The organism is Pseudoflavonifractor sp., from assembly GCF_050943825.1.
In the GTDB taxonomy this organism is placed as follows: Bacteria; Bacillota; Clostridia; order Oscillospirales; family Oscillospiraceae; genus Pseudoflavonifractor.
Genome location: NZ_JBMNPX010000001.1, coordinates 514,968 through 540,436 on the forward strand (window position 1 = coordinate 514,968; position 25,469 = coordinate 540,436).

26 protein-coding genes and 1 tRNA gene are annotated in these 25,469 nt (G+C 60.0%); 5 read left to right on the plus strand and 22 right to left on the minus strand.

Features of this window, described 5'->3' with window-relative positions; all coding sequences use genetic code 11:
- Window positions 1-52: 52 nt before the first annotated feature.
- The 14 genes from ACOX7T_RS02330 to ACOX7T_RS02395 form a co-directional block, all read right to left on the minus strand.
- On the minus strand, window positions 53-1,417 hold the full coding sequence (locus ACOX7T_RS02330; RefSeq protein WP_433439583.1) for an MATE family efflux transporter: 1,365 nt from the start codon (window positions 1,415-1,417) through the stop codon (window positions 53-55).
- 142 nt (window positions 1,418-1,559) lie between these two features.
- Window positions 1,560-1,733 (minus strand): hypothetical protein, encoded by a 174-nt coding sequence (locus tag ACOX7T_RS02335; protein WP_433439515.1) that lies wholly within the window; start codon window positions 1,731-1,733, stop codon window positions 1,560-1,562.
- Between the two features lie 110 nt (window positions 1,734-1,843).
- The gene (gene rpsU / locus ACOX7T_RS02340; protein WP_294520882.1) at window positions 1,844-2,026 is read right to left on the minus strand and encodes a 30S ribosomal protein S21; all 183 of its coding nucleotides are present in this window, start codon (window positions 2,024-2,026) and stop codon (window positions 1,844-1,846) included.
- Window positions 2,027-2,193: 167 nt separating this feature from the next.
- The gene (locus tag ACOX7T_RS02345; RefSeq protein ID WP_433439517.1) at window positions 2,194-2,571 is read right to left on the minus strand and encodes a VOC family protein; all 378 of its coding nucleotides are present in this window, start codon (window positions 2,569-2,571) and stop codon (window positions 2,194-2,196) included.
- A 1-nt stretch (window position 2,572) separates the two neighbouring features.
- Window positions 2,573-5,026, minus strand: a complete 2,454-nt coding sequence (leuS, locus tag ACOX7T_RS02350; protein WP_433439519.1) for a leucine--tRNA ligase — start codon at window positions 5,024-5,026, stop codon at window positions 2,573-2,575.
- A gap of 127 nt (window positions 5,027-5,153) precedes the next feature.
- Window positions 5,154-6,575 (minus strand): DUF4179 domain-containing protein, encoded by a 1,422-nt coding sequence (locus tag ACOX7T_RS02355; protein ID WP_433439521.1) that lies wholly within the window; start codon window positions 6,573-6,575, stop codon window positions 5,154-5,156.
- Window positions 6,568-7,047, minus strand: a complete 480-nt coding sequence (locus tag ACOX7T_RS02360; RefSeq protein ID WP_433439523.1) for an RNA polymerase sigma factor — start codon at window positions 7,045-7,047, stop codon at window positions 6,568-6,570. Before ACOX7T_RS02360 ends, ACOX7T_RS02355 begins: the two co-directional genes overlap by 8 nt.
- 125 nt (window positions 7,048-7,172) lie before the next feature.
- Entirely contained in the window at window positions 7,173-8,102 is a 930-nt protein-coding gene (locus ACOX7T_RS02365; RefSeq protein WP_433439524.1) for a hypothetical protein, read from the minus strand.
- Window positions 8,099-8,599, minus strand: a complete 501-nt coding sequence (locus tag ACOX7T_RS02370) for an RNA polymerase sigma factor (protein ID WP_433439526.1) — start codon at window positions 8,597-8,599, stop codon at window positions 8,099-8,101. The genes ACOX7T_RS02365 and ACOX7T_RS02370 overlap by 4 nt, the downstream gene beginning before the upstream one ends.
- 121 nt (window positions 8,600-8,720) lie before the next feature.
- Window positions 8,721-9,263, minus strand: coding sequence for a phosphodiesterase (yfcE, locus tag ACOX7T_RS02375; RefSeq protein ID WP_433439528.1), 543 nt, complete (start codon window positions 9,261-9,263; stop codon window positions 8,721-8,723).
- A 127-nt stretch (window positions 9,264-9,390) separates the two neighbouring features.
- On the minus strand, window positions 9,391-10,185 hold the full coding sequence (locus tag ACOX7T_RS02380; RefSeq protein WP_433439530.1) for a cell wall hydrolase: 795 nt from the start codon (window positions 10,183-10,185) through the stop codon (window positions 9,391-9,393).
- A 171-nt stretch (window positions 10,186-10,356) separates the two neighbouring features.
- Window positions 10,357-11,832, minus strand: coding sequence for an IMP dehydrogenase (gene guaB / locus ACOX7T_RS02385; RefSeq protein WP_433439532.1), 1,476 nt, complete (start codon window positions 11,830-11,832; stop codon window positions 10,357-10,359).
- A gap of 164 nt (window positions 11,833-11,996) precedes the next feature.
- Window positions 11,997-12,734 carry an acyl-[acyl-carrier-protein] thioesterase gene (locus ACOX7T_RS02390; RefSeq protein WP_433439534.1) on the minus strand — a complete coding sequence of 246 codons (738 nt, stop codon included), beginning with the start codon at window positions 12,732-12,734 and terminating at the stop codon, window positions 11,997-11,999.
- A gap of 78 nt (window positions 12,735-12,812) precedes the next feature.
- Entirely contained in the window at window positions 12,813-13,421 is a 609-nt protein-coding gene (locus tag ACOX7T_RS02395) for a hypothetical protein (protein ID WP_433439536.1), read from the minus strand.
- Window positions 13,422-13,576: 155 nt separating this feature from the next.
- On the opposite strand from ACOX7T_RS02395, the gene spoVAD reads away from it, so the two are divergent.
- Complete coding sequence (gene spoVAD, locus ACOX7T_RS02400) at window positions 13,577-14,602, plus strand: stage V sporulation protein AD (protein WP_433439538.1); 1,026 nt, start codon at window positions 13,577-13,579, stop codon at window positions 14,600-14,602.
- 13 nt (window positions 14,603-14,615) lie between these two features.
- The gene (spoVAE, locus tag ACOX7T_RS02405) at window positions 14,616-14,984 is read left to right on the plus strand and encodes a stage V sporulation protein AE (protein ID WP_433439540.1); all 369 of its coding nucleotides are present in this window, start codon (window positions 14,616-14,618) and stop codon (window positions 14,982-14,984) included.
- 48 nt (window positions 14,985-15,032) lie between these two features.
- Here spoVAE and ACOX7T_RS02410 read toward each other — a convergent pair whose 3' ends face one another.
- A complete protein-coding gene (locus ACOX7T_RS02410) occupies window positions 15,033-15,767 on the minus strand; it encodes a class I SAM-dependent methyltransferase (RefSeq protein WP_433439542.1) in 735 nt (244 codons plus the stop codon).
- Between the two features lie 33 nt (window positions 15,768-15,800).
- On the minus strand, window positions 15,801-17,771 hold the full coding sequence (locus tag ACOX7T_RS02415; RefSeq protein ID WP_433439544.1) for a bifunctional metallophosphatase/5'-nucleotidase: 1,971 nt from the start codon (window positions 17,769-17,771) through the stop codon (window positions 15,801-15,803).
- A 335-nt stretch (window positions 17,772-18,106) separates the two neighbouring features.
- Here ACOX7T_RS02415 and trhA point away from each other — a divergent pair, with 335 nt between their 5' ends.
- Window positions 18,107-18,853 (plus strand): PAQR family membrane homeostasis protein TrhA, encoded by a 747-nt coding sequence (gene trhA / locus ACOX7T_RS02420; RefSeq protein WP_433439546.1) that lies wholly within the window; start codon window positions 18,107-18,109, stop codon window positions 18,851-18,853.
- A gap of 72 nt (window positions 18,854-18,925) precedes the next feature.
- Here trhA and trmB read toward each other — a convergent pair whose 3' ends face one another.
- A complete protein-coding gene (trmB, locus tag ACOX7T_RS02425; RefSeq protein WP_433439548.1) occupies window positions 18,926-19,618 on the minus strand; it encodes a tRNA (guanosine(46)-N7)-methyltransferase TrmB in 693 nt (230 codons plus the stop codon).
- Between the two features lie 247 nt (window positions 19,619-19,865).
- Between trmB and ACOX7T_RS02430 the strand changes: the two genes are divergently transcribed.
- Window positions 19,866-19,941, plus strand: a tRNA-Pro gene (locus ACOX7T_RS02430).
- A gap of 319 nt (window positions 19,942-20,260) precedes the next feature.
- Window positions 20,261-20,857 (plus strand): hypothetical protein, encoded by a 597-nt coding sequence (locus ACOX7T_RS02435; protein ID WP_433439550.1) that lies wholly within the window; start codon window positions 20,261-20,263, stop codon window positions 20,855-20,857.
- Window positions 20,858-20,924: 67 nt separating this feature from the next.
- Here the strand turns inward: ACOX7T_RS02435 and ACOX7T_RS02440 are convergent, their stop codons facing one another.
- The 5 genes from ACOX7T_RS02440 to ACOX7T_RS02460 form a co-directional block, all read right to left on the minus strand.
- Window positions 20,925-22,154 carry a tyrosine-type recombinase/integrase gene (locus ACOX7T_RS02440; RefSeq protein ID WP_433439552.1) on the minus strand — a complete coding sequence of 410 codons (1,230 nt, stop codon included), beginning with the start codon at window positions 22,152-22,154 and terminating at the stop codon, window positions 20,925-20,927.
- 55 nt (window positions 22,155-22,209) lie between these two features.
- A complete protein-coding gene (locus tag ACOX7T_RS02445; RefSeq protein WP_087373467.1) occupies window positions 22,210-22,428 on the minus strand; it encodes a helix-turn-helix domain-containing protein in 219 nt (72 codons plus the stop codon).
- 69 nt (window positions 22,429-22,497) lie between these two features.
- A complete protein-coding gene (gene mobP3 / locus ACOX7T_RS02450) occupies window positions 22,498-24,444 on the minus strand; it encodes a MobP3 family relaxase (RefSeq protein WP_433439554.1) in 1,947 nt (648 codons plus the stop codon).
- Window positions 24,432-24,851: a hypothetical protein gene (locus ACOX7T_RS02455; protein ID WP_433439556.1), complete on the minus strand. Its 420-nt coding sequence runs from the start codon at window positions 24,849-24,851 to the stop codon at window positions 24,432-24,434. The genes mobP3 and ACOX7T_RS02455 overlap by 13 nt, the downstream gene beginning before the upstream one ends.
- A gap of 187 nt (window positions 24,852-25,038) precedes the next feature.
- Window positions 25,039-25,469, minus strand: a 431-nt coding sequence (locus ACOX7T_RS02460; RefSeq protein ID WP_433439558.1) for a helix-turn-helix domain-containing protein, incomplete at its 5' end; no start/stop codon positions are given.

A 25,469-nucleotide genomic window follows, 5' to 3' on the forward strand; every position in this document is an offset into this window, starting at 1 on the left:
GAGTGATATAGTTCTGCTTTTCTCTTTTGTATCCTGTATCATATTTTCCATATCATCCAGCCAGCAGGCGCTTGTTCACCCAGGCGCGGCTGTGCCAACGCCAGAGGAAGAGGCAGGCTCGCATACACTCATCCGCCGCCATGGCGATCCACAGCCCTGCCAGCCCCATCTCAAACACCACGCCCAGCAGCCAGCTGCCGCCCACGGCCACAAACCACGCTCCGAGGATGCAGATACCGATGGGGAACCGGATATCTCCGCAGGCCTGGAGCGCCCGGCACATGGTCATGTTCACCGCGCGGCCCAGCTCCAGGGGAATTTCGATGAGCATGATGGTCTTGGCCAGCTTCAGCACCTGGGGGTCAGTGGTGAAGAGGCTGTATACCGGCTCACAGACCAAAAACAACAGTACAGACACCGTACCAGAGATAATCAGGGAGAAGATGACGGTGCGGTACACCTGTTTGTTGGTCTCCTCCACCTTCTCCGCGCCCATGAGCCGGGCGGCCACCACCTGACAGGCCTGGCTCATGGCTGAGCCGAACATGTAGGTGACGTTGGCGAAGATGTTGGCGTACACCCGGGTATTCACCACATAGGTGGCGAAGCGGTTGCACACGGTCTGGATGCAGATCTGGGACATGTTATAGCTCACCGACTCGCCGCCGGCGGGCACGCCGATACGGAGCAGCCGCCGCAGCTGGTCCTTGGGGAAGGGCCGCAGCTGGGAGAATCGGATCACCGGGCCGAATTTCTTCCGGAAGAGCACGGCGATGATGACCACACCCACCAGGCGGCTCAGGCCGCTGGAGATGGCCGCGCCGGCGATCCCCAGGGCGGGCAGTGGGCCCACGCCGTTGATGAGGATGTAGTTGCCCGCGATATTCAGGCAGTTCATGAACACGGAGATAACCATGGTCTCCTTCATCATCTGACTGGAGCGGAAGAAGGCGGTGAAGGTCAGATACACCGACTGGAACACCATGCCCGCGCCGATGATGCGCATATAGAGGCAGGTCTTTTCAAAAATCTCCTCGTGGACGCCCATGAGCCGGAAGATGGGCCCGCAGCCCAGCACCAGAATCAGGCTTACCGCCACGCCAAAGACGATGTTGGTGAAGAGAGACACGGTGTAGGTCTCGTTGACGCTTCTGGTGTCCCGCGCACCGATATACTGGGAGATAAGGATCATGGAGGCAGTACACACCACGGAGAACACCAGCAGCAGCAGATTGGTCACCTGGTTGGCGTTGCCGATGGCGCCCACGCCGTTGGGGTCCACCCAGCCCACCATAATCTGGTCCGCGTTGCCCACCAGCATCTGGAGCAGCAGCTCCACAAAAATCGGCCCTGTCAGCAGGAGGATGTTATTCTCCCGGCCGCCGGACATTCTGGGTTTTGTCACTGTCTTTTCCATCACACACCTGGCTCCCTGCTCAACGCTGTAAATACAAATGGGTAGAGCCTCAAATGAGGCTCTACCCATTATAGAGCACAGGATGGATTTTTCAATTGTGAGATCTGACGCATTTGGGCGCGTCCCCGCCCGCTCCTTCTATTCATTCCAGCCCACGGAACCGATTTGCGCAGTCCTCCAGCGTGGAGAAGGAATTCACCATCTGGTAGCGGGGCCGGATCCGGTCCTGAAGATAGCTGGGCAGATGGTTGAAGTACTCCTCTGCGCCCGGCTCGTGGCGGAAAAGGGCGTACATATCGTTATATTCCCGCTTCATCGTGCATCACCTCCCACACAGTGTGCACCGATGCAGTGGAATTGATACGCCGCTTTTCAGCCCTGTGACAGCAAAAACCCCGCAGCCAACCGGCTGCGGGGTTTTAATTCTTAGTAGAATTTCTTGCGGTTCTTGCGCGCGGCCTCGGACTTCTTGCGGCGCTTGACGCTCGGACTCTCATAGCACTCGCGCTTACGCACCTCGGCCAGGACGCCCGACTTGGCGCAGCTGCGCTTGAAACGCTTCAGGGCGTTCTCCAGGGACTCGCCCTCTTTCACACGGACTTCCGACATTGATTTCCCCTCCCTCCGACGCGGCAGACCTGTCTGCCACGAAAGGGCCACAGGCATAGGCGGTTGCGCCTACTAGATATGGCTTTAACAGTAGTATTATATGAAAAATTCAGCGTCTTGTCAAGGAGATCTTTTAAAGGGAAAAAATTTCCTTGAACTTCCCCTGCTCATCGCTCCTGAAAAAACTCCAGCTCCTCCCCCGCCGGTCCGGCGCAGAAGGCGATACGGATGGGGTAATCGCCGCCCAGGTTCGCGTCCTTTGGCTCCACAGGCACCGGGCAGCCCGCCGCCCGCACCCGCGCAATCATCCCATCCACGTCCTCTGTGGCAAAGGCAATATGGGCGAACAGGCCCAGCCGCTCCTCCGAACCGTTGGCCATCACCTCCAGCAGGGTGTTGCCCAGGTCCAGCATGGCGCCCTGACCGTCCCCCTGGCCCCAACGGCGGACCAGAGGGCACTCCAGCACATTCTGATAAAAGTCCAGCACCCGCTCAAAGGCCCCGGCGCCCGGGGCCCTGAGGGAAATATGATGAATACCTCTCATCTTACTTGGCGATCAGGTTGACCAGCTTGTTGGGCACCAGGATGGTCTTGACCAGGTTCTTGCCCTCGGTGAACTTCTGGACCTTAGGATCCTTGAGGGCCTCAGCCACCACGGTGGCCTCGTCGCTGTCCATGGGCACGGTGATGGTGGCGCGGAGCTTGCCGCACACCTGGACGGCCATCTGCACCTGGGCGTCGATGGTCTTGCTCTCGTCGTAGGCGGGCCAGGACTGCTGGCAGGCCATGCCGCCGCGCTGGGCAGCGTAGCCCAGGGTCTCCCACAGTTCCTCCACCATGTGGGGCGCGAAGGGGGACAGCATGAGCAGCAGGGCGGCGTAGTCGCCCTTGGAGCAGCCGTTGGCATAGAAGTCGTTGACCAGGGCCATGAGAGCGGCGATGGCGGTGTTGAACTTCATGGCCTCGATGTCGTCGGACACCTTCTTGATGGTCTTGTGGATGGCGCTCTCGTTGGCAGCGGAGTAATCCATGCTGTCGGTCAGATTCTCGGACAGGTTCCAGACGCGGTCCAGGAAGCGCTTGCAGCCCTTGACGGCGTTGTCGCTCCAGGAGGCGGCCTTCTCGAAGTCACCGATGAACATGATATAGGTGCGCATGGTGTCGGCGCCGTACTGGGCCACCACGTCGTTGGGGTTGACCACGTTGCCGCGGCTCTTGGACATCTTCTCGCCGCCCTCACCCAGGATCATGCCGTGGGAGGTGCGCTTCTGGTAGGGCTCCTTGGTGGGAACCACGCCAATGTCGTAGAGGAACTTGTGCCAGAACCGGCTGTACAGCAGGTGGAGGGTGGTGTGCTCCATGCCGCCGTTGTACCAGTCCACGGGGCTCCAGTACTCCAGAGCCTCCTTGGAAGCCAGGGCCTTGTCGTTGTGGGGGTCCATATAGCGCAGGAAGTACCAGCTGGAGCCGGCCCACTGGGGCATGGTGTCGGTCTCACGCTTGGCAGGGCCGCCGCAGTGGGGGCAGGTGGTGTTGACCCAGTCGGTCATCTTGCTGATGGGGGACTCACCGTCGTCGGTGGGCTCGTAGGAATCCACGTCGGGCAGGAGCAGGGGCAGCTGGTCCTCGGGCAGGGGCTGCCAGCCGCACTTCTCGCAGTACACCATGGGGATGGGCTCGCCCCAGTAACGCTGACGGGAGAACACCCAGTCGCGCAGCTTGTAGTTGACCTTGGCCGCGCCGATGCCCTTCTCCTCCAGCCACTTGGTGATGACGGGGATGGCGTCCTTGACGGTCAGGCCGTTGAGGAACTCGGAGTTGACCAGAATGCCGGTCTCGTCCTTGGCGGTGAAGGCGGCCTGCTGCACGTCCTCGCCGCCGGAGACCACCTCGATGATCTCGCAGCCGAACTTCTTGGCAAACTCCCAGTCGCGGTCGTCGTGAGCAGGTACGGCCATGATGGCGCCGGTGCCGTAGGTGGCCAGGACATAGTCGGAGATGAAGATGGGGATCTCCTTGCCGTTGACCGGGTTGATGCCCTTCACGCCGTCCAGGCACACGCCGGTCTTCTCCTTGTTCAGCTCGGTGCGCTCCAGGTCGGACTTGGAGGCGGCAGCGGCCTGATAGGCCTTCACCTCGTCGGCGTTGTTCAGCTTGCCGTTCTCCAGCCAGCCCTTCACCAGAGCATGCTCGGGAGAGAGAACCATATAGGTGGCGCCGAAGAGGGTGTCGGGCCGGGTGGTGAACACCACGATGTCCTCGCCGGTGGTGGCCTTGAAGGTCACCTCAGCGCCGGTGGAGCGGCCGATCCAGTTCTTCTGCTGGGTCTTGACCCGCTCGATGAAGTCCAGGTCGTCCAGGTCGTCGATGAGGCGCTGGGCGTACTCGGTGATCTTGAGCATCCACTGGCTCTTCTCCTTGCGGATGACGGGGGAGCCGCAGCGCTCGCACACGCCGTCCACGACCTCCTCGTTGGCCAGCACGCACTTGCAGGAGGTGCACCAGTTGACGGGCATGGTGGACTTATAGGCCAGGCCCTTCTTCCACAGCTGGAGGAAGATCCACTGGGTCCACTTGTAGTAGCTGGGGTCGGTGGTGTTGATGACCCGGTCCCAGTCGAAGGAGTAACCCAGCATGTGGAGCTGCTTGGTGAAGTTCTCGATGTTGTCGTGGGTCACCTTGGCGGGGTGGATGTGGTTCTTGATGGCGTAGTTCTCGGTGGGCAGGCCGAAGGCGTCATATCCCATGGGGAAGAGCACGTTGTACCCGTCCATGCGGCGCTTGCGGGCCACCACGTCCATGGCGGTATAGGGGCGGGTGTGGCCCACGTGGAGGCCCTGGCCGGAGGGATAGGGGAACTCAACCAGGCCGTAGAACTTGGGCTTGTCGCTGTGGTTCTCGCAGTGGAAGGTGTTCTCCTCCGCCCATTTCTTCTGCCACTTGGGCTCAATGCTGGCAAAATCGTACTTCAAATCTCTCACGCTTTCCTGTGATATCATAGCAGACCGCTTCGGTCTTGGTTCAATCTGTTATATTATACTGGAAAAGTGACTGAATTTCAAGAGGTTCCGCAGGAAAGACGGGCACCTGCCGGATATCCGGCGGGCGCCCTTTCCTGATTTTTCTTCACTTTGTCAGCGCAAGCAGGACGCCTGTCCCCTCCTGCGGCACATAAGTCTCCACGTAGAGCTCCAGCCCGGTCAGCTCCTCCGCCTGGGCCTGTGCGGCCTCGTCCAGGGACCAGGTGACGGTGACGCTGCCGTCCCGCCAGTCGGTGTAGCTGTTCTGGTAGATGTCGGGGGCTCCGTCGCCGTAGAACAGCCTTCCGCTCTCATCCTCCCGGAAACCCTGGGGCAGCTCATCCGCCCCGGCTTCACGACGCAGGAAATAGGCCACGCTGCCGCAGTAGCCGGTGCTGCCCACCACGCCGTCCGGCTCCAGCCGGAGGGTCATCTGGCCCTCCTCCACCGTGAAGGAGGCAAAGGTATAGCCGCCCTCTCCCTGCCAGGGCAGGTCCTCCAGGCCCACGGTGACAAACTCGCCATCCAGCTCTGCCGTCAGCAGCTCCAGCGTCTCCGCGTCCTCCAAGCCATAAAGGATATAGGACTCCTCCCAGGCGGTGCCGTCCTCCGACAGTGCCGAGGTCAGCGCATCGTAGGGATAGTATCTGCCGTCCTCATCCCGGACCACAAACCAGCCCAGGCCGCCCCACAGGTCCGGCTCCGCCCGGTATTCCTCGGGCACCGTCACACGGGCCCGCAGCACCGTGCCCAGCGGGGAGACTGTGACGCTCAGGGACTCCACCTGCCGCTCCCCCAGTGCCGCCGGGGTGGAGAGGGTGTAGGTCTGTGCCTCCATGGGCTCTGCCGTCAGGGTAAAGCTCCACTGGCCGGCCTCTTCCCGGTCGGACACGCCGTCCCAGTCCCCCAGGGGGGCCTCCGCCCTCAGGGTAACGGTCTTCCCGTTCTCCAGGGCCCCGGCCCGGTTCAGGGGCAGCCGCGACATGCCCACCAGGGTGTTGGCGTCCAGCAGGTACTGCTGCCCGTCCTGCCCGCCGGTCAGCACCACCCCGTCCGCCTCCAGGGTGAAGCTGGGCTCCAGGCCCATAGCCTGCCAGAGGTCGGGCGCGTCCGGCGAGATGGGCAGATGCTCCCGCTGGGACCAGACCTCCATGGGCTCTGCCGTCTCAAGGGTGTAAAACACGGTGCAGAAATTCTCGTCCATGGCCGTGTACTCGATGGTCAGGGTGTCTCCGTTGTCCGCCGTGGCGGACAGGTCGACCCGTTGGGCGCAGTCCTCATAGAGGGCCGCCTGGCCCAGGAACTGATACTCCTCCCTGCCCTTCAGGAAGTCCAGCGCGCCGGCGACATAGGCCAGGGCGGATGCGGCCAGCACAGCGCACACCGCCGCGGCCACCAGAACGGTCCTGCCCGCCCGGATTGCCCGGGGCGCTCTCGCCGTTCCCGTCATCATATCCACCAGCTTCTCCTTCTGCTCCGCCGTCAGGACTACGGCGTCCATCTCCCTGCGGTATTCCCGTTCAAGCATGCTCCTCATCCTCCTTCAGCATGTCGCGCAGCATTCCTCTGGCACGGCTCAGCCGGGTGCGGACCGCGCCCTCCCGCAGCCCCATAATTTTTGCAATCTGCTCCACAGTCAGGTCCTCGTAGTAGAAGAGATGCACCGGCGCCCGGTACTGCTCCGGCAGGTTCAGCACCGCCTCCAGCACATCCCCCCGCTCCCCCTCCGGCGCGGCGGCGTTTGCCGCCTCCTCCAGGGGCAGGTCCCGCCTGCGCCACGGCCTGCGGAACAGGCTCCGGGTGCAGTTCATGGCCACGTGGAGCAGCCAGGCCCGGCAGTGGGCCTCGTCCCGGAACACAGGCGCCGCCCACACCAGCCGGAGAAAGGTCTCCTGGGTGATGTCCTCGGCGTCCTCCCGGCTGCCGGTACGGGCATAGGCCAGCCGGTACACCGCCTGACCGTGGGTCTCCACCAGCCGCGCCGCCTCTTCCCGTTCCATATTCACCGCCTCCTTCTTCTGTTCTGCCTATTACACGCGGCATCCGCCCGGATTGTTACAGACAACGCAAAAATTCCGGGCGCATTACTGCGCCCGGAATTCTGCAGGCTCACACTCAGCCGTTGTCAGGTATACTCGCACAGGGCCGCCAGACCCATGTGGTCGGCCAGAGTCTGGATCTCCTCCAGCTCCAGCCCGGTGCCCTGCATGTACCACGCCATGTGGCCGGAGTAGACGCTGGCGTCGAAGCGCTGCTGTCCGCTGGCTGTGGTCCACATGGTGATGGCCACGGTGACGCCGTCGGCTGTCACATAGTGTACGCCGTCGGCCACCTCATACCGGTCCTCCTCCATCTCGTACTGATAGAACCAGCTGCACTCCACGTTGAAGGACGTCCCGTCTTCGCCCTCAAATCCGCCGATAAAGGACTCATAGGTCAGTTCGCCGGTCTCCATGTCGGTCTCGGTGTGGTATACGCAGGTACCGGGCCTTGTGTCATAGTGCTCCTCCAGCCAGCTCACATCCCAGCCGGGGCCGTCCCGCAGGCCGTTCAGGTCGGACAGCCGCTCCGCCCGGTACATCTCCGCCTGATAGGGCACCTCCCCTTTCATGAACTCCCAGGCGCGCATGTCGGTCCAGCCGTCAGCCTCCGTGCCCTGCCGCTCCTCGGCGATGGTACCTCCGGCGTAGTCGTTCCACGCCTCCTCGTTCTCTTTCGCCAGGGAAGCCGGGTCGAAGTCCTGACCGCCGTGGGGAATGTAATAGCCGTTCAGGCCGCCGCTCTTGTCCTCCTCCATGGCCGCCAGCAGCTCCTCCTCGTCCCGGAAAAAGTGGACCTGGGTCTGCCGCAGAACCGCGCCCACAGCACCCGCCGCTGTGGCCAGAACGCACAGCACCGCAGCGGCGGCCACGATGCGATAGAACCGTCTGCCTCTCCTGGGGGCAGCCTGGGGCAGCTGCTCCAGGGCTGCGTCTATCCGTCTGTCGAAGCCCTCGGGGATGGGACAGTCCTCCCGCCGGGCACGCTCCTTCATCCGCATATCAAACTCGTTCATAGCTCCTCCTTCAGCATCTCCCGCAGGCGGCCTCTGGCCCGGCACAACCGGGACTTGACCGTCCCCTGGGCCACGCCCAGCACCGAAGCGATCTGGGTCAGCGTCATATCCTCGTAGTAGAACAGGACCACCGCCGTCCGCTGGTCCTCCGGCAGGGCCAGAACCGCGTCCCACAGGCCGTCGTACTGTCTGTCCTCCATGCTGCCCGCCAGGGGTTCCAGGTCGTCGGTATAGGTCACCCTGGCCCCCTTCCGCCGCTGCTCCCGGGCGCAGTTGACCGTGATTTTCAGCAGCCAGCCCTTGAGCGCCTCCTCGCTTTTCAGCCTGCCGAAGGCCTGCCAGGCCCGCAGCAGCGCTTCGGACACCGCGTCCTCGGCGTCGGTGTCGCTGTCCAGGATGGCCCGGGCCGCCCGGTACATGGACCGGGTATGGGCCTGGGCAGCGGCGGCGAACCGCTCCCGCGCCCCGGCGGCGGGCACGGCTTTGATCATCTCCATGGTGTCACCTACTCATGTTTTCATTGTCCGGACACTTAATAGATGCACGGCGGATATAAAAGGTTCCCGGCAGAGCATTGGAAAAAAATGCTCTGCCGGGAACCCGTGCTCACTGTGGTGTTTACAGGCTGAGGGTGTGGTAGACCTGACCAGACAGATTCTTCCACAGGAAGGTCTTGCCGTCAAAGGTCATGTAGCCTCTCTCGCTCCCCTCCTTGGGAATGGACACGGAGCCGGGGTTCAGGTACAGGTTCTCCCCCACCGGCTCCCAGGCGGGGATGTGGGTATGGCCGTGGAGCAGGATGTCGCCGGGCTGAAGATGCGGCATGGCGTTTTTGTGGTGGTGGTGTCCGTGGGTGGCGAAGATCATCCGCTCCCCCGCCCAGAGGATGGCGTAGTCGGCCAGCACGGGGAATTCCAGCACCATCTGGTCCACCTCGGCCTCGCAGTTGCCCCGGACGCACAGCAGGCGGCTCTTGCGCTCGTTCAGCAGGGTGATGACCTCCTTGGGGGCGTACTCGTCGGGCAGGTCGTTGCGGGGGCCGTGGTACAGCAGGTCCCCCAGCAGCACCAGGCGATCGGCGCCCTCCCGGTCAAAGGCGGCCAGCAGGTCCCGGCAGTACCGGGCGGAGCCGTGGATATCCGAGGCAATCATCAGGTTCATATCTGTTCTCCTCCTCCGGCGTGTCCGCCGGGTACAGTTTCGTCGTTCAGTGAAAGAACTACCATGTTCCGCAGGGAAAGTCAAGCACAAAAAACAGCGGCCTCCCGAATGGGAGACCGCCGTACTGTTAACCGTAGAAGGAATGTCCGCCGATGGTGACGATGTGGCTCTTGTTGTTGGAGGCCCAGCAGGAGATGCCGGCGCCGTTAAACCAGTAGGCACCGGGCGCCTCCATGGCGCCCTCCAGGCAGAGCTTGGCGGCCAGGATGGACTCGCTGTTGGCCACGCAGTCGGTGGCGCCGGGGAACTGGTTGGGCTGGCTGAGCACCTCAGCCACCGTGTTGGGGAAAGAGGGGCTGGCCACCCGGTTGAGGATGACGTTGCCTACGGCAATCTTGCCCTCCAGGGGCTGGTTGCCGCTCTCGTGGGTGATGACCCGGGCCAGCAGGTCCACGGTGGCGGCGTCGTAGTAGGTGCTGCCGGAGGCAAGCGGGGTGCCGGCAGCGGTGTAGGTCACGTTACCGTTTTCCCAGCTGATGGTGGCGCCCAGAGCGGTGGCCAGCACACGGGTGGGCACCAGGGTGTCGCCGGTGTCGTCCACCTTCACGCCGTCGGGGATGTACAGGTACCGGTCGTTGATGACCAGGAAATTGGTGCCGATGCGGGCGTACATGGTGAAGTCATCCGCCCGGGCCACCAGCTGGTTGTTCTCCCAGGTGATGACCGCGTCGGGCCGGAGGGCCAGGGTGACGCCGTAGAAGGAGGTGTAGGTAGTATCACCATACTGGGTGGCGCAGAAATTGGTCTGCTCCACGCCGTCCACCACCACAGGGGCGGTGATATCTTCAGCCGCCAGCGCGTGACCGCTGAGGCCAATCATCAGTGCAAGTCCGAGTAAGGCGCAGGAAAAACGCTTCTTCATGTGTCCACTCCTCATGCCGTTTCCATTCGGAAACTTTTTGTTACCATATTGTAACCTATCTGTTTCCAAATTGCAAGAGTTTTCTTTGTCGTTCCCGGTCACGCTCTGAAAAAGTGCAGAAAAGTACCCGTACCGGAGCGGTACGGGTACTTTTTCTTTGTGTTACTTTTGTTACTGGGCGCTGATGGTGTAGTTGGGAGCCTCCTTGGTGATATACACGTCGTGGGGGTGGCTCTCCTTGAGACCGGCAGCGGTAATCTGGATGAACTGGGCCTTCTTCTGCAGGTCGGACACGGTGGCGCAGCCGCAGTAGCCCATACCGGCACGCAGGCCGCCCATCATCTGATAGATGGTGTCGGAGGTGGAGCCCTTGTAAGGCACGCGGCCCTCCACGCCTTCGGGAACCAGCTTCTTGTTGTTCTGCTGGAAGTAGCGGTCCTTGGAGCCCTTGGCCATGGCGCCCAGGGAGCCCATGCCGCGGTAGACCTTGAACTGACGGCCCTGGTAGACCTCGGTGTCGCCGGGGGACTCCTCGCAGCCGGCCAGCAGGGAGCCCAGCATGACCACGTTGGCGCCGGCGGCAATGGCCTTGGCGATGTCGCCGGAGTACTTCACGCCGCCGTCGGCGATGATGGGAATGCCGTACTTGTCAGCCACGCAGGCGGCGTCGTACACGGCGGTAATCTGGGGCACGCCGATACCGGCCACCACGCGGGTGGTGCAGATGGAGCCGGGGCCGATACCGATCTTCACGCAGTCGGCGCCGGCCTCGATGAGGGCGCGGGTACCCTCCGCGGTGGCCACGTTGCCGGCGATGAGCTGTACGTCGGGGTACAGGGCCTTGATGCGCTTGACGCAGTCGATGATGTTGTGGCTGTGGCCGTGGGCGGAGTCCAGGCAGAGTACGTCGGCGCCGGCCTCCACCAGAGCGGCAACACGATCCAGCACGTCGCTGGTCACGCCGATGGCGGCGCCCACCAGCAGGCGGCCCTTGGCATCACGGGCGGAGTTGGGGTACACGGTGGCCTTCTCGATGTCCTTGATGGTGATGAGGCCCTTCAGGCGGAACTCGTCGTCCACCAGAGGGAGCTTCTCGATCTTGTGCTTGCGCAGGATCTCCTTGGCCTCCTCCAGGGTGATGCCCTCTTTGGCGGTGACCAGGTGGTCCTTGGTCATCACGTTGTCGATGAGCTGGGACATGTCCACCTCGAACTTCATATCACGGTTGGTGATGATGCCGATGAGCTTTCCGTTGTCGCAGATGGGCACGCCGGAGATGCGGTACTTGGCCATCAGCTCATCCGCCTCGGCCAGGGTGTGGCCGGGGGCCAGCCAGAAGGGGTTGGTGATAACGCCGTTCTCGCTGCGCTTGACCATGTCCACCTGCTCAGCCTGCTGGCCGATGGACATATTCTTGTGGATGATGCCGATGCCGCCCTCACGGGCAATGGCGATGGCCATGCGGTACTCGGTGACGGTATCCATGGCGGCGCTCATGAGAGGGATATTCAGCTGAATCTTCTTGGTCAGATTGGTGTGCAGGTCGATGTCGGCGGGGAGCACATCGCTCTCTGCGGGGACCAGCAGCACGTCGTCAAAGGTCAGACCCTGCTTGGTAAACTTCTGTCGCTCATCGGTATTGACCATATCGCATCTCCTTTATCTTTTCCAGTGAATTTTCACTCGGCGTACGGGATAAAACTCCATGTGCAGGGAGCTCTGCAAAGCAAATGGACACTTGTCCCATCCGAATAAATTTTTCCTATTTTACGGCGGACGGGCCGTCTTGTCAAGAGGCGGCCTATCCATTCTTACAGGTTGGCCAAAGTGAGGGCCGCGTCGAAGCGGATTTTGCCCTCTTCGCCCATACCCTGGACCAGATGTCTGCCTTCCGACGCTCCGGTGAGCAGGTCGATAGCCTCGCCGGGACGGCACTCGGCCAGGTAGCATAGCTGAAGCTCAGACACATACTGCCCGCCGTCCAGCCGCTCCAGGTGGAGGGCGTCGCAGGCGAAGTCGGCGTAGCGAACGTTGTTGACATGGCCGTTGATGTCGGCGTCGCTGTAATGGAGGGTGCGGTGCTCGGCCAGAGCCAGCCCCTCCGGCATCCGCAGGCTGGTGAGCCGCTTTTCCTTGCACAGCTCCCCGCCGTCGGTGCCTGCGAACTCCTCCACGTTATTCAGCCGGAACAGCTTGTGGGTGTCCAGGTCGGCCAGCACCCAGGAGGACACCGCCTCCCCCACACGCTCTCCCTTCACGAACAGGTCGAAGTCCCGGTACATGGCCGCGCCCTTGCCGCCCCGGTGCCAGGTGCGCACCGTCACCGGTTCGCTCCAGTGGAGGGGCCGGTCCAGCCGGTACCAGATGCGGGAGAGCATCCAGAACACATTGTACCGTGCAATCATCTCATCCCGGGACACGTGGAGCTCCACCGCCGCCGTGGTGGCCGCCTCCTGGAGAATCCCCAGCAGGGCTGACGGCCGGCACTGGTCAAAGGGGTCCACGTCCCTGGAGTCCACAGGGTAAGTGCCTTCAAAATAAACGCTCAAGATTTTTCTTCCTTTCCCGGTATACCCAGGCCGCCGGAGCGTTCTCCGGCAGTCTCATCCATCTGCGGCGGAACAGGTTCAGTGCCCGCTGTGGATCACAATGGTGTTCTTGCAGCAGATGTCGTCAATGTCCGAGGCGGTGGCGGCGGGGATACGCATGGCCGCGCCGCAGTCGGCACAGAACAGGTCGATGGAGCTGTAATTGACCTGCATCTTCCACTGCTTGGAGCCGCAGGCGCAGGAGATGCCGCCTCTGGCCGCGATATCCTTGAGTTCGGAGAGCACCTCGTGCATCACCAGTTCGTCCAGAAATGCACCCTTCTCCCCCGCGTCCTGTTCCAGCTTGTCCACCGCTTCCTCCAGACGGCGCACAGCGGCGAACACAGGGCCCTCCTCTCCCACGTAGCAGCAGTCCAGACCGGACGCGCCGCAGGAAAAGGCCAGCGCCTTCTCGTGGAGGAAGGCCTTGGCGGAACAGGTGACGGTGTGCTCGGTCTGGCAGAACAGGCAGGGCACGGTCAGCTTCACCCGGTCCCCCATCATCTCCACCTTGAGGGCGGACTTACCGCAGGGACAGGGCAGCTCATTGGCCGATGCAGCCAGCTGAAAGACACTGCGCTCTACAATCACACTCTGATGACAGGACGGGCAGATATAGGCCAGCGTCCGTTTGCTCTCTTGTACCATGAAAAATACCTCACTTCGCCGTTGCGGGCAGATAATAGCATTATACCGCAAATATCACCGTTTGACCAGCATGTCCGCCCACAAAATACGCACTTATATTTTCTTCCCTTTTTGTTCAAACTAAGCCCACTTCTGAAAGATACGAGGTGGAGCGCATGGAGACAAAGCGTATGGGCGCCCAGACAGTGGCGCTGGCCTGTCCGCCCGCTGTGGCGGGGTACGCCAGCGTGGTGGGCAAGAAAGAGGGAGACGGCCCGTTGGCGGCCTCTTTCGACCACATCGAGCAGGACGACAGCTTCGGCGAAAAGACCTGGGAGAAGGCGGAGACCGCCATGCAGCGGCTGGCCCTCTCCATGGCGCTGAACAAGGCGGGGCTGGCGGCCTGCACCCTGGACTATATCTTTGCCGGCGACCTGCTCAACCAGTGCATCGGCACCGGCTTTGCCCTGCGGGGACAGGATATTCCCTTCTATGGGCTGTACGGCGCCTGTTCCACCATGGCGGAGAGCCTGTCCCTGGCGGCACTGATGATTGACGGCGGCTTTGCCAGCCACACGGCGGCCATGACCTCCTCCCACTTCTGCTCGGCGGAGCGTCAGTACCGCACGCCGCTGGAGTACGGCGGCCAGCGTACCCCCGCCGCCCAGTGGACGGTGACCGGCTCAGGCTGCACCATCCTGGCCGCAGAGGGGGACGGTCCTCGGGTGACCCATGTGACCACAGGTAAAATCGCGGACAAGGGCATCAAGGACGCCAACAACATGGGCGCGGCCATGGCTCCCGCCGCCTACGAGACCATCAAGGCACACCTTCAGGACACCGGGCGTAAGCCCTCCTGCTACGACCTGATTCTCACCGGCGACCTGGGCAAGCTGGGCCGTGACATTGTACTGGACTTGTTCCGGCAGGACGGCGTGGAGCTGTCCAACCTGGCCGACTGCGGCACCATGATCTATGACCTGGAGGGTCAGGATGTCCACTGCGGCGGCTCCGGATGTGGCTGCTCAGCCGTGGTGCTCAACGGATATCTGATGGACGGTCTGAAGCAGGGCCGCTGGAAGCGGCTCCTGTTCTGCGGCACCGGCGCCCTTCTCTCCCCCACCTCCACCCAGCAGGGGGAGTCCATCCCCGCCATCTGCCACGCGGTTGCCCTGGCAGCCCCGGGCTGCGAAAGGGCATAAAGGAGGAATTGCAATGGAAATGCTGTGGGAATACGGCCGTGCCTTTCTGTGCGGCGGCCTGCTGTGCCTCATCGGCCAGCTGCTCATCGACAAGACCAAGCTGACCCCCGCCCGCATCCTGGTGACCTATGTGGTCTCCGGCGTGGTGCTGGGCGGCCTGGGGCTGTACAAATACGTGGTGGAGTTCGGCGGCGCTGGGGCCACCGTGCCCCTCACCGGCTTCGGTTATCTGCTGGCCAAGGGAGTGGCCAAGGCGGTGGAGGAACAGGGCGTGCTGGGCGTCCTCACCGGCGGCATCACCGCTGCGTCGGGCGGCATTACCGCCGCCATCTTCTTCAGCTGGCTGGCCGCCCTCATCTTCCGGCCCAAGCCCAAGGAGTAAAAGAAGCTCCCGAACCGCCTGAGCGGTCCGGGAGCCTCCTGTTCTCTTTTACGCCGGCTTGCGGCCGGACAGAATCAGCATCATGGGGCGGCGCAGCTCGTCGGCCATGCCGGGCACATCCATGAGCCTGGGGTCGGGCCGGGGCTCCACCAAATCCGTGAGGACAAAGCCCGCCTTCAGCAGGGCCCCCACGTCGCTGGTCAGGGTGCGGTGGTATTTGGTCACGTCGCAGCCCAGGAAATGGGCCGTCCGTGCGCCCTCGTCAAAGTAGCGGTCCACAGGCCAGTGGAGGATGTTCCCATCACCGTCCCGGTACCACTCCTGGTCTCCCCTGGCAGTGAACACGGGGTGCTCACAGGAGAGCACAAAGGCTCCGCCCGGCGTCAGCAGGCGGTACACCATCCGGCACACCTGGTCCAGGTCCTCCACATAGTGGAGCGCCAGCGAGCTGAGCACCACGTCAAAGGAGCCTTCGGGCAGGTCCAGGTCCTCAATGGCCGCCCTGCGGTAGGTGATCACGGGGTGGGGGTTGCGCACCTCAGCCTGGGAGAGCATCTTCTCCGACAGGTCAATGCCCAGTACCTGGACAGCGCCCTGCTCGGCGGCGTACCGGCAGTGCCAGCCGAAGCCACACCCCAGGTCCAGCACCCGCTTGCCCCGGAAGTCAGGGAGCAGCGCTTTCAGTGCGTGCCACTCTCCGGCGGCACTCAGCCCCTCCACCGAGCGGGGGAAGTGGCTGTACTGCTCAAAAAAGTGGCTGTCGTCGTATTGATTCTCTTTCATGGAAGTTTCTCTGCTTTCTAATTTGGGATTTTCTCAGCCTCGGTAACCCCGGTAGCCTCTCCGGATACCGGAGCGGCGGGAACGGCGGCGGCGTCTGGTTGCCACCCGGTAGATGATGAACACCACCAGCGCCACCAGCAGCAGCGCCACGCCCAGCACAATCAGGGTAATCCAGTTGGGCTGGCGGAGCAGAGCGATGGGATTGACGCTGTCATCCCGCACCTTGCGTCCCTCCGGCCCTGCGTACCGCTGGGGCACCTGGGGCACACCATTTTCCGGCGTGAAGGAGGCCAGATAGGTGGCCACCGCGTACCACTCCTTCAGCTCAGATCCGTCCTCCAGGTGGATGATGTGGGCCTCGTAATCGGTGATGGGGTTGCCCCACTCGTCCTTGGGGGTAATCTTCAGGATGCCGTAGGACATGTCGGTCACGGTGCCCAGCATCTGGCTGGAGTAGAGGTTGGTCACCACCCGGTAGAGCTTGTTGTCGTCAATGGGCGAGGTGGTGCCGTTGGAGCTGAGTAGTGCCGGGTCGGTGACCCGGTTGAACAGCATCCGGTTCATATTAAAGTTGTAGCGTACGCCGGAGCTGTACAGCTGGGCACCGGAGAAGATGGGCCCCACCGACGGGTCCAGCTCCAGCACGGTTTTCAGCTCCTTGCCAGTGAGCCACACGTCAATCAGCGGGTAACCCGGCGATCCGTCAGCACCCGAACCGATGGAGCTGACGTTGAATGCGTCGGACACTGTAATGTCTCCCTGAGAAAAGCTGGCCCGGATGACGCCCGAGTTGACAAAGGCCGCCGTAATGGGAGCCGCGTTGGTGCCCGCCTCCACCTGCCGGACGGCATAGATATAGGCATCCGTGATCAGGTTGCCCAGGCTGTCCTCCTCCTGCTCCCGTGCAAACTGGGAGATAGGCGTGAAATCAAAGGGACTGTACGCCAGCACCTGGTCAAAGGTCATGTCAAACTGGGACAGATATTCCGTCTCAACTAAGTCCTTGTATTTGGCCACCTGTACGGCAATCTGGGGGTCTTCATCCACATTTTCGTCAATGGGAATCAGCTCATAGTCCAGAACCGCGTTGTTGCCCTCCGCATCCTTTTTGATGGTCACCTTGCCCAGGTTGGTGCAGTACTCCCCCGTACAGCCGATAACGGTGTTGTTCACGATTTTGGGCTCCGGCATGGTGGAGTGGGTGTGGCCGGAGACGATAAAGTCGATGCCGTCCACATTTTTGGCCAGCAGCTCATCCTCCGACTTCTTGGGGTCCGGATTGGTGCCGCTGTGGGACAGGCAGATGAGGAAGTCGTACTCCTCATTGGCCTTAATCTCGTCCACCACCCGTTGGGCTGCCTCAATCACCGGTTCAAACTCCATGCCGGACATGGGTGCGCAGGCATCCGCGTCCTCGCCCATCACGCCGAACACCGCAAAGCGCACGCCGTCTCGCTCGATCATCACGTAATCGGTGACGCCGCAGTCAGCCATGGCTTCCACCACTTCCGCGTCCGCCTCTGGGTCCTTGGGCGTCACATAGTTGGCCTGGACCAGCGCGGGCAGCGGGTCGCCGCTCTCGGCGGCAGCGCGCAGCATCTTCGCCAGTCCATCCGCCCGGTACTCATACTCGTGGTTGCCGAAGGTGGCGGCATCGTATCCAAGCGCCCCCAGGCTGCGCAGCTCAGTGGCCTGGGTGGTGTAGATGGTCTGGAACAGCGTACCCATGGAGAAGTCGCCGCCGTCCACAGTGATGCAGGCATAGCCAGACGCCTCTGCCTCGGCCCGCTCCTGCTCCAGGGCAGTCATCAGCCGTGCAAAGCCGCCATACTCCCCGCCTCCCTCCTGCTCTGCGGGCAAAAGATGGGAGTGCATATCATGGGTAAAGAGGATGGTGGCAACCTTCCCCTCTTCCTCCTGAGCAAACGCGGGCGTCATTAGGCATCCCGCCGCCAGCACCAGCGTAATCAACAGTACAAGAATTTGTCTTATGCGCTTTTTCATGGTCTTCCCTCCCAGTGTTCTGCCCCCATTATGCCATAATTCCAGTGAAATGGAAAGTCAAATTTGAACGAATTGTACAAACCGCTCTTGTACCCTCTTAAATTTCACCCCTTATTTTACCATATTTTTAAATATAATTTTAAAAATTATATTATGTCATTTTTCTATTGATATCACGCAATTTCAGTGTTATACTATATCAAAGAAAAGCAACGTCTGTTATTCATGTCAATCTGACCATCTTTTCCCCTTACAACTGTATTCTCTTTCTCCGCCGTAGCCCAGTGCGGAGATACCTCATATTGGGAAACGCGTAAACGCGTATGGAGGTTTTTATGGACGAACTTATGATGTATCCTGAATTTTCTGTTCCCCGAATCACTCCTGCAAAAACCAGCCGCCGCCCTCAGGAGAAAGGCCGTAACCCCTACGACGGCCTGCGTCCTTGGTCTGCCATCACCCACGGCATTGGCGCCGCACTGGCGGTACTGGGGACCGTACTGCTCCTGATTCGTTCCGTCACCCTGGGGCTGGACGCCTGGCACATCGTCTCCTTTGCCATCTACGGCGCGTCCATGATTGGGCTCTACACCGCCAGCACCCTGTACCACTGCCTGCACACCGGCGTCCGCGGCCGCATCGCCCTGCGCAAGTTTGACCATGCCTCCATCTATCTTCTGATTGCCGGCAGCTATACGCCCATCTGTCTTAGTGTGCTCCGCACTGTAGGTGCCTGGGGCTGGGCCCTGTTCTCCATCATCTGGGTTCTGGCTCTGGCTGGCATCATCCTCACCATGGGCTGGATTAACATGCCCCGTCAGCTCACCGCCGCCATCTATATCTCCATGGGCTGGATGGCCGTGGTGGCAATCTATCCCCTCTATCAGACCGTGGGCTGGGCAGGGTTGTCCTGGCTGCTGGCCGGCGGTGTACTCTATACCATCGGCGGTGTGTCCTACGCGCTGAAGTGGCCCGGTCGTGACAATCCCCATTTTGGCTGCCACGAGATTTTCCATGTGTTTATTGTTCTGGGCAGTGTTTGCCACTTCCTGCTGATGTATCAGGTGGTCTGCCTTCTCTAATCACAGCTTTCACACAAAAAACGCCTGTGTGGTCTGGAAACCACACAGGCGCTTTTTCACATTCTGGTGTACTTATTCTCCGGCCTCTTCTTCCGCCTCAGGCTCTTCCTTGGGCAGTTCAGGCGGAAGCTCCCTCATGGTACCCACACAGCGGTTGATGGGAGTGCCTAGGTTGTGGAACTTCTCCTCATAGTCAGTCATCACGCCGCAGATACCGTTGGCGTGCAGATCCCGGGTCACCTCGGAGAGTTCAAACCCAGCCTGAGGGAACTGGGTGAGGGACCACTCAAACAAATCACGGTTGTCCGTCTTGAAGTGGATCTGCCCCTTCTCCTTCAGGACCTCGCGGTACTTTTTCAGGAAAGCTACAAAGGTCAGCCGCCGCTTAGCGTGCCGCTTAGTAGGCCACGGATCGCAAAAGTTAATGTAGATGAGGTCTACCTCGCCGGGGGCAAAGTATTCAGGCAGCTTGGCCGCATCTCCGTCCACAAAAAATACATTATGAAGCTCCATAGCCGTCACCCGCTCCATGGCAATCACCATGGCATCCGGCACACGCTCCACAGCAATGAAGAGAATATCCGGGTTCTGTGCCGCAGTCTCGGCAGTAAACCGTCCCTTACCGCAGCCCAGCTCCAGCCGCAGCTCCTTGGCCTCAGGCATCAGGTCGCGCCAGTGTCCGCGTCTGGCCTCAGGGTCACGGATTTGACACGCCGCGCAGCGCTCCATTCTCGGAATCAGATTTGGCTTTTTCCGCATTCGCATACTGTCTGCACCTCGCTTAAAAATCTTTAGTATCATATCATATTATACGCTTTTCTGTAAAGGTACTCTTGCAATATCGATTCTTTTATCGTATACTATTAACGCTCTTTGCCAGTTCGTCTTTCCTTTGACGTCAATCTTGGGCGAATAGGCTTAGACCGCTCTACAATTTCATAACCGGGTGTAGCGCAGTTGGTAGCGCGCTTGCTTTGGGAGAATACGCCCAGGCCACCCCACAACTTCATATCCGGGTGTAGCGCAGTTGGTAGCGCGCCTGCTTTGGGAGCAGGATGCCGCAGGTTCGAATCCTGTCACTCGGACCACCTTTCTTAGAAAAACCGCCTATTTAGGCGGTTTTTCTGCGTTTTTAGTTCTGTTTTTGCAGTTTGGATAACCGCTGTTCAGCGGTGGTTTCAGGGGCAGAAAAGCGGCGGGAGCATGAGTGTGGATAGCCTCCGAAACCGCCAAATCCCTAACCTATCCCTAACGGGTGTAACTCGGGTATTTCGCCACAGCTACGACGGAAACTTGAGTTTTTCCTTTTTCGCGCCTATAATGTTTATAGTAGTTTTTGTGTTGTCAGATACAGCCAAAAAGTCACCAACCAACACATTATGATAGTGTTTTATCAGGAGGATTTTCATGTCTGATGTAGAGAACGCCTATCAGCAAATTGCAAGTTTCCTAAATAATGAGACAGAGAAAACGCTATTGATCTGCGGCATAGCCGATGAAGAAAAACACCGAGCACTTCTAAAAGCACTGAATGATCGAGGGAGGTCTAAAGGTCTAATCTTTCTTATTCATACCACAAAGGATGGGATGGATAGTTTCTTCCGTTGGTCAGGTCTTTACAAAGTAAAAGTTCCTAAAAAGTATGGCGAGTCCATGCAATTGTCGAACCTTACTATCTATTTCGATAATCTATCCACCAAGAGCAGTAGCAATAAATACGACAATTATGCGTTTGACTTTATGATTGTATGGCCGATGCAAAGCGTTACGAAAAATCCAGAAGAGATTCAAATGCTGCATGAAATGGCAGTACGGCAGAAGACGAAAAAAATCATTTATCTCACAATAAAAGAGCCATGGTACAGCCCCGACCCATTAAAGCCGTACGTTGATCAAATTGTTACACTGGACTGTGAAAATGATAACCCGAAGGAATATCAGCGAATCATGGCCGCCTACGAAAAAGACCATATACGTCAGGAGCAGAGAAATAGATTCTATTAATCTTGATATGCAATAATGTGAACAGCCACAGATAGAAGCTACTCTATCTGTGGCTGTTTTACATTACTTACCTCACCCTCTCGAAGGGTATCACCTTGCAGCGGCTCTCCTCCGGCGGGTCGGGCGGTTCCGGCTCTGGCTTGGCCGTGGCCGTTTCCATGAAGCCGCCGATCTTCTCCGCTGCACCTCTCTGCATGTCATTGGTGATATGCGTATAGGTATCCAGGGTGAACCCGGCGCTGTAGTGGCCCAGCATACTGGACAGGGTCTTCACATCCACGCCGCTGGAGAGGGCCATGGTTGCGAAAGTATGGCGCAGATCGTGGAAGCGAACATGCTCCTCAATGCCCGCCTTCGCCAGCAGCTTGCGGTTGATCCTGGACACTGCGTCCGGGCTCCAATAGCCACCGGTGCGGGGCGACGGGAACAGGAGGGGGCTGTCCGGATGCTGTTCATGCTCCTTCACCAGCATATCCACGGCCTGCTGGGACAGCGCCACCTTGCGGACGGAGTTCTTGGTTTTCGGCTCCGTCACCACCAGCTCCCCTTCGATCCGAGTAATCTGCTTGCTCACCGAGAGGATGCGGTCCTTCACATTCAGGTCGTCCCACCGGAGCGCCAGCAGTTCCCCCCGCCGCAGGCCGCTGGACATCTCCAGGAAAAACATGGGCAGGACGCCGTACTTTTCCGCCTCGCTGAGATATACTCCCAGTTTCTCCGACGGGATGATGGCCATCTCCTTTTTCTCCTTGGGTGGGATACGGCAGTTGTCGCAGGGGTTGTAGGGAATGATCCGCTCCTTGACCGCCTGTTTCAGCGCCGAGGAGAGCACCATGTGGATGCGCCGCACCGTGCTTCCAGACAGGGCCGTGTCGGTCTTTTTCTCGAACCGCTGCACCCGCCCATTGGTCTTGGAATCGTTGTACATCTTCTGGATCTGGATGGCAGTGAGCCGTTTGAGTTTTACTCCCCCGATGGCCGGTACAATGTGGTTCTCGATCATGTTCTCATAGGTTTTGGCGGTGTTGGGGCGGATTACAGGCTTGCTGTAGGTTTCAAACCACAGCCGGCACCACCCCGCCACGGTGTAGTCCTCGTCGTGGTTCACCGGGATGCCCCGGTTGTCCCGGATAGCCTTTGCCAGTTTCTCCTTGCATTCGGCCTGCGTCCGGGCGGACACGCTTTTCTGGATGGCGCGGCCGGTGCTTGGGTCGATGCCCTGGGTGTATCTGCCCTCCCAGCGGCCGTTGGGCTTTTTACGGATACTGCCCTCGCCGTTTGCTCGTTTCTTTGCCATTGATCATCCCTCCTTGGCAACACAAACAAATACCACAGAATCTTTGAAATAGCCACTAAAATATTTCCGTCTTTTTGGCCGCCTGATCGTCGATCCACGCCATGAACTTATCACGGGGTACGATGATACGGCTGCCCAGGGTGATGGTGGGGAAATCCTGCCGGTGGGCGACCTCGTAGGCGTGGGCCAGTCCGATGCCCAGCACATCAGCCACATCCTGCACGGTCAGCATCAGGGGGAGTTCGCTGAAAGAGTTGTACTTGGATCGTTTCATTGGATTCCTTTCTACCCTTCTCGTGGAAGGGATTTTATTCTTTGTTTTGCGGCTCATATTCTGCGCCGCTTACATGGTCATCTCAGGCCACTGCTCCTCATGGTCATCCGGCTTGTGGCCCATCGCAATTTTCTTCTCCTGGATCTTTCGCCTGAGTTTTCGGTCCACCTGCTGGCCCATCGGGACGGCAGGCGGCACAGAGTTGTCCTGGAAGATCCGGCTCATGTGGTAGAGCAGTTGGGTGACCGCCAGCATCACAGAGGGCGTGCGGAGATGGTTTCGCTGCTCCAAAAAGAACTGAGCATACTGATTTCCCTGGACCGCGGAACGGCTAAACCACACCATCGCCTGTGCCTGATCCCGTGGTAGGCCCTGTCCCATTAGGTACAGCTTGCCCACCATGTACTGGGCGTACTGGTTGCCTGCCTCCGCCGATTTGGTAAACCAATCCGCCGCTTTGGAGGTGTCCTTGTTGACGGCGTTTCCCTCCAGATACTCTTTGCCCAGACGGTAAGCGGCAAAGTGGCTTCCGTTTTCCGCTGCCTGTTTCAGCCAGCGGATGCCCTCGTCCGGGTCCCGCACTTCCCAATCGTCAGAGAGGAGCAGCTTGCCAAGGACATACTGTGCTTCCGGCAACCCCTGTTTTGCCGCCTGGGTGAGCCAGTGCTTTGCCTTATGGTTGTCCGGGATCAGCAGAGGGCCGTCCCGGTAGAGCTGTCCCATTCGGTATTGCGCATAGGCGTCGCCGCGCTCCGCCACCTGTTCCAACTTCTCTGCCGCCCGGTCACGGTAGTCCAGGGAAATGTCCTCGTTCCCAATGATTCGCCACAGTTCCCGGCAGGCATCGGACTCACGACGCGCCGGTTCTGGTTCGTCATGCTCAGCCAAGTCATCATCCTCGAAGGAGATATCACCAAGACGGATGTGCTCCGCCTCCTGGATGACAGCGTTTTTGATCTGCCGGAACTCTTTCTCCTGGGACAGCTTTTTCCGTTCTCTGGGTTTGTCGTGGTAGTAACTCTCCACCTCGCCCTGGAGCCTGCACCACCGATCGTAGCACTCACGTACTACCGGCAGCTCCTCCAGCTTGTCCACTACCTCGTCCACGGTTTTCTTCACGGACTTGGGAAGGTAGCCATAGGATTTTTTGCCCTTGACCGTTTCCAGTTGTCCAGCCAGTTGCTCCATCTTCTGCTCAATCTCAGGAGCCGTACAGACGCTTCGTGTCATCTCCTGGGTGAGCTGCCGGATCGCCCGGCGGGCCTCCCGCACCAGCTCATCCCGCGACTGTGACTTCTGTTCGTAGGTGTGGAGCATCTCCTGTTTGAAGATCTGATTGGTGAGGGTAGATTTGATATTGCGGATTCCGTCCCGCGTAAGGTACGCTTCTCCCGGCTGTGTTGACCACGCCATCATGTGGACATGGGGATGCTTGCCCTCATCGTGGAAGGCAGCGTACCAGCGGCAGTGGTTCGGTTGAATATTCATGGCGGCGGCAATTTCATTGCGATTGGCTCGGAGCAGGTTTCGCCATGCTTTGGCATTGTCATATCCAAGACGCGCAGCGTCCTCACGCTTCAGTGAGAGGATATGCGTCCACACATTTCCGTTGTACTGATCCAGTTCCTGCATGGCCTGCTCCAAGTCCACAGCATCTTCATCACCAAAGAGCCCGTGATCACCAAGCCGTTCCGCACGAGGCCGAGTAGCGATGTATTTCATGTAGCCGTCTGACTGTTGCACTTGAGACCAGTTTTCCTCCAGCGCTCGGGTGATAAAGACAGAGGCATTGGCCTTGGTGGGCTTGTCTTTGTAATCGGAATACTCACCCAGCTCCTTAGCCTCCGGGAAATCCTTTGTCAGTTTGGTGATGAGTTGCTCTTGCTTTCGAGTGGGCGGACGGTCATCTGGGATGATCTCCACCCGTTCCCGTGTGCCGATGTACCTCAGATAGCCGCTGACCGAACTGCTGCCTCCGCACTTGAGATAAGGGCTTTTCACGATCAATCCTGCCACTCATCGTCCTCCTCCCAGGCTCCACGCACCCGCTGCTCCAGCGAGATGCGGCCATTGGTTTTCCGCACATTTTGAACGCTCTCCGCCCGCCGTCGGCGTAGATCTTCGCTGCTGAACTGATACGCGTCGGCGAGGATACCGGCCACCATGTCCTGCTCCACCGCCTGCCGGAAGGCGATGGAGGACAGCCGCTCCTCCAGCTGTCCCATCCTTCCGTCCAGATAGGACTTGATGGAGGTGGGGAGAAACAGTCCGGCGCTGTTGGCACTGAGGTAGTCCAGGTAAAAGTCCACCGCCCGTTCAATGAAGGCGGTGATACTCCGGCTCCCGTCCTCCTGATACCGGCGCTCCAGGATGGCCTTTTTCTCCGGCGACAGGTAGAGTGGGAATTTCTCTTTTTTGCTCATAATGTTCTCCTTTCCGGGGATTGACCCCTGTTTTTTCCTTGTGGCAGTAGGCTTTTGGGGATTGTGACCGCAGAGATGACGTCACGGCCCGGATTTTGACCCCATTTCCAATCCCCGCAAAAGCCCCCGCAACTGCCCGCACTGCGGGCAGAGGTGCTTCTGACGGGGGCGCTTGCGACCCCGTCGTTTATCCTGCTTTTTCTTTCGTCCCCGGAAGCGCCTCCGAAAGCGGGCCAAATCGGGCCTCCAACCCCGGGGCGGCACTGGGACTCGCTTCTGCTCCGAAAGGCGTACACAGGGCGTTCTGTGGGCTTTCGCGGGCCGATTCTGCAAGGTGTGCCATCGCCCTCTGGCGGGCGGTATCCTCCTCCAGCTGCCGGAACTGCCGCTCGTAGAACAATTCGATTGCCGCCTGGATCGGACGGATGGTGTAGAGCAGGTTCCCGTTGAGGGGCCTGCCGCCTTTGCTCCGCACCATCGTCGGCTCGGTGCGGATGAGACCTTTCTCCTCCAGGCTGCGCACATACTTGCTCACGGTGTTCTCACTCATACCCAGCGCCTTGCCGATGGTCTTGTAGCTGGGGTAGCACTGGTAGGTTTCTCTGTCCTCGATGCTCA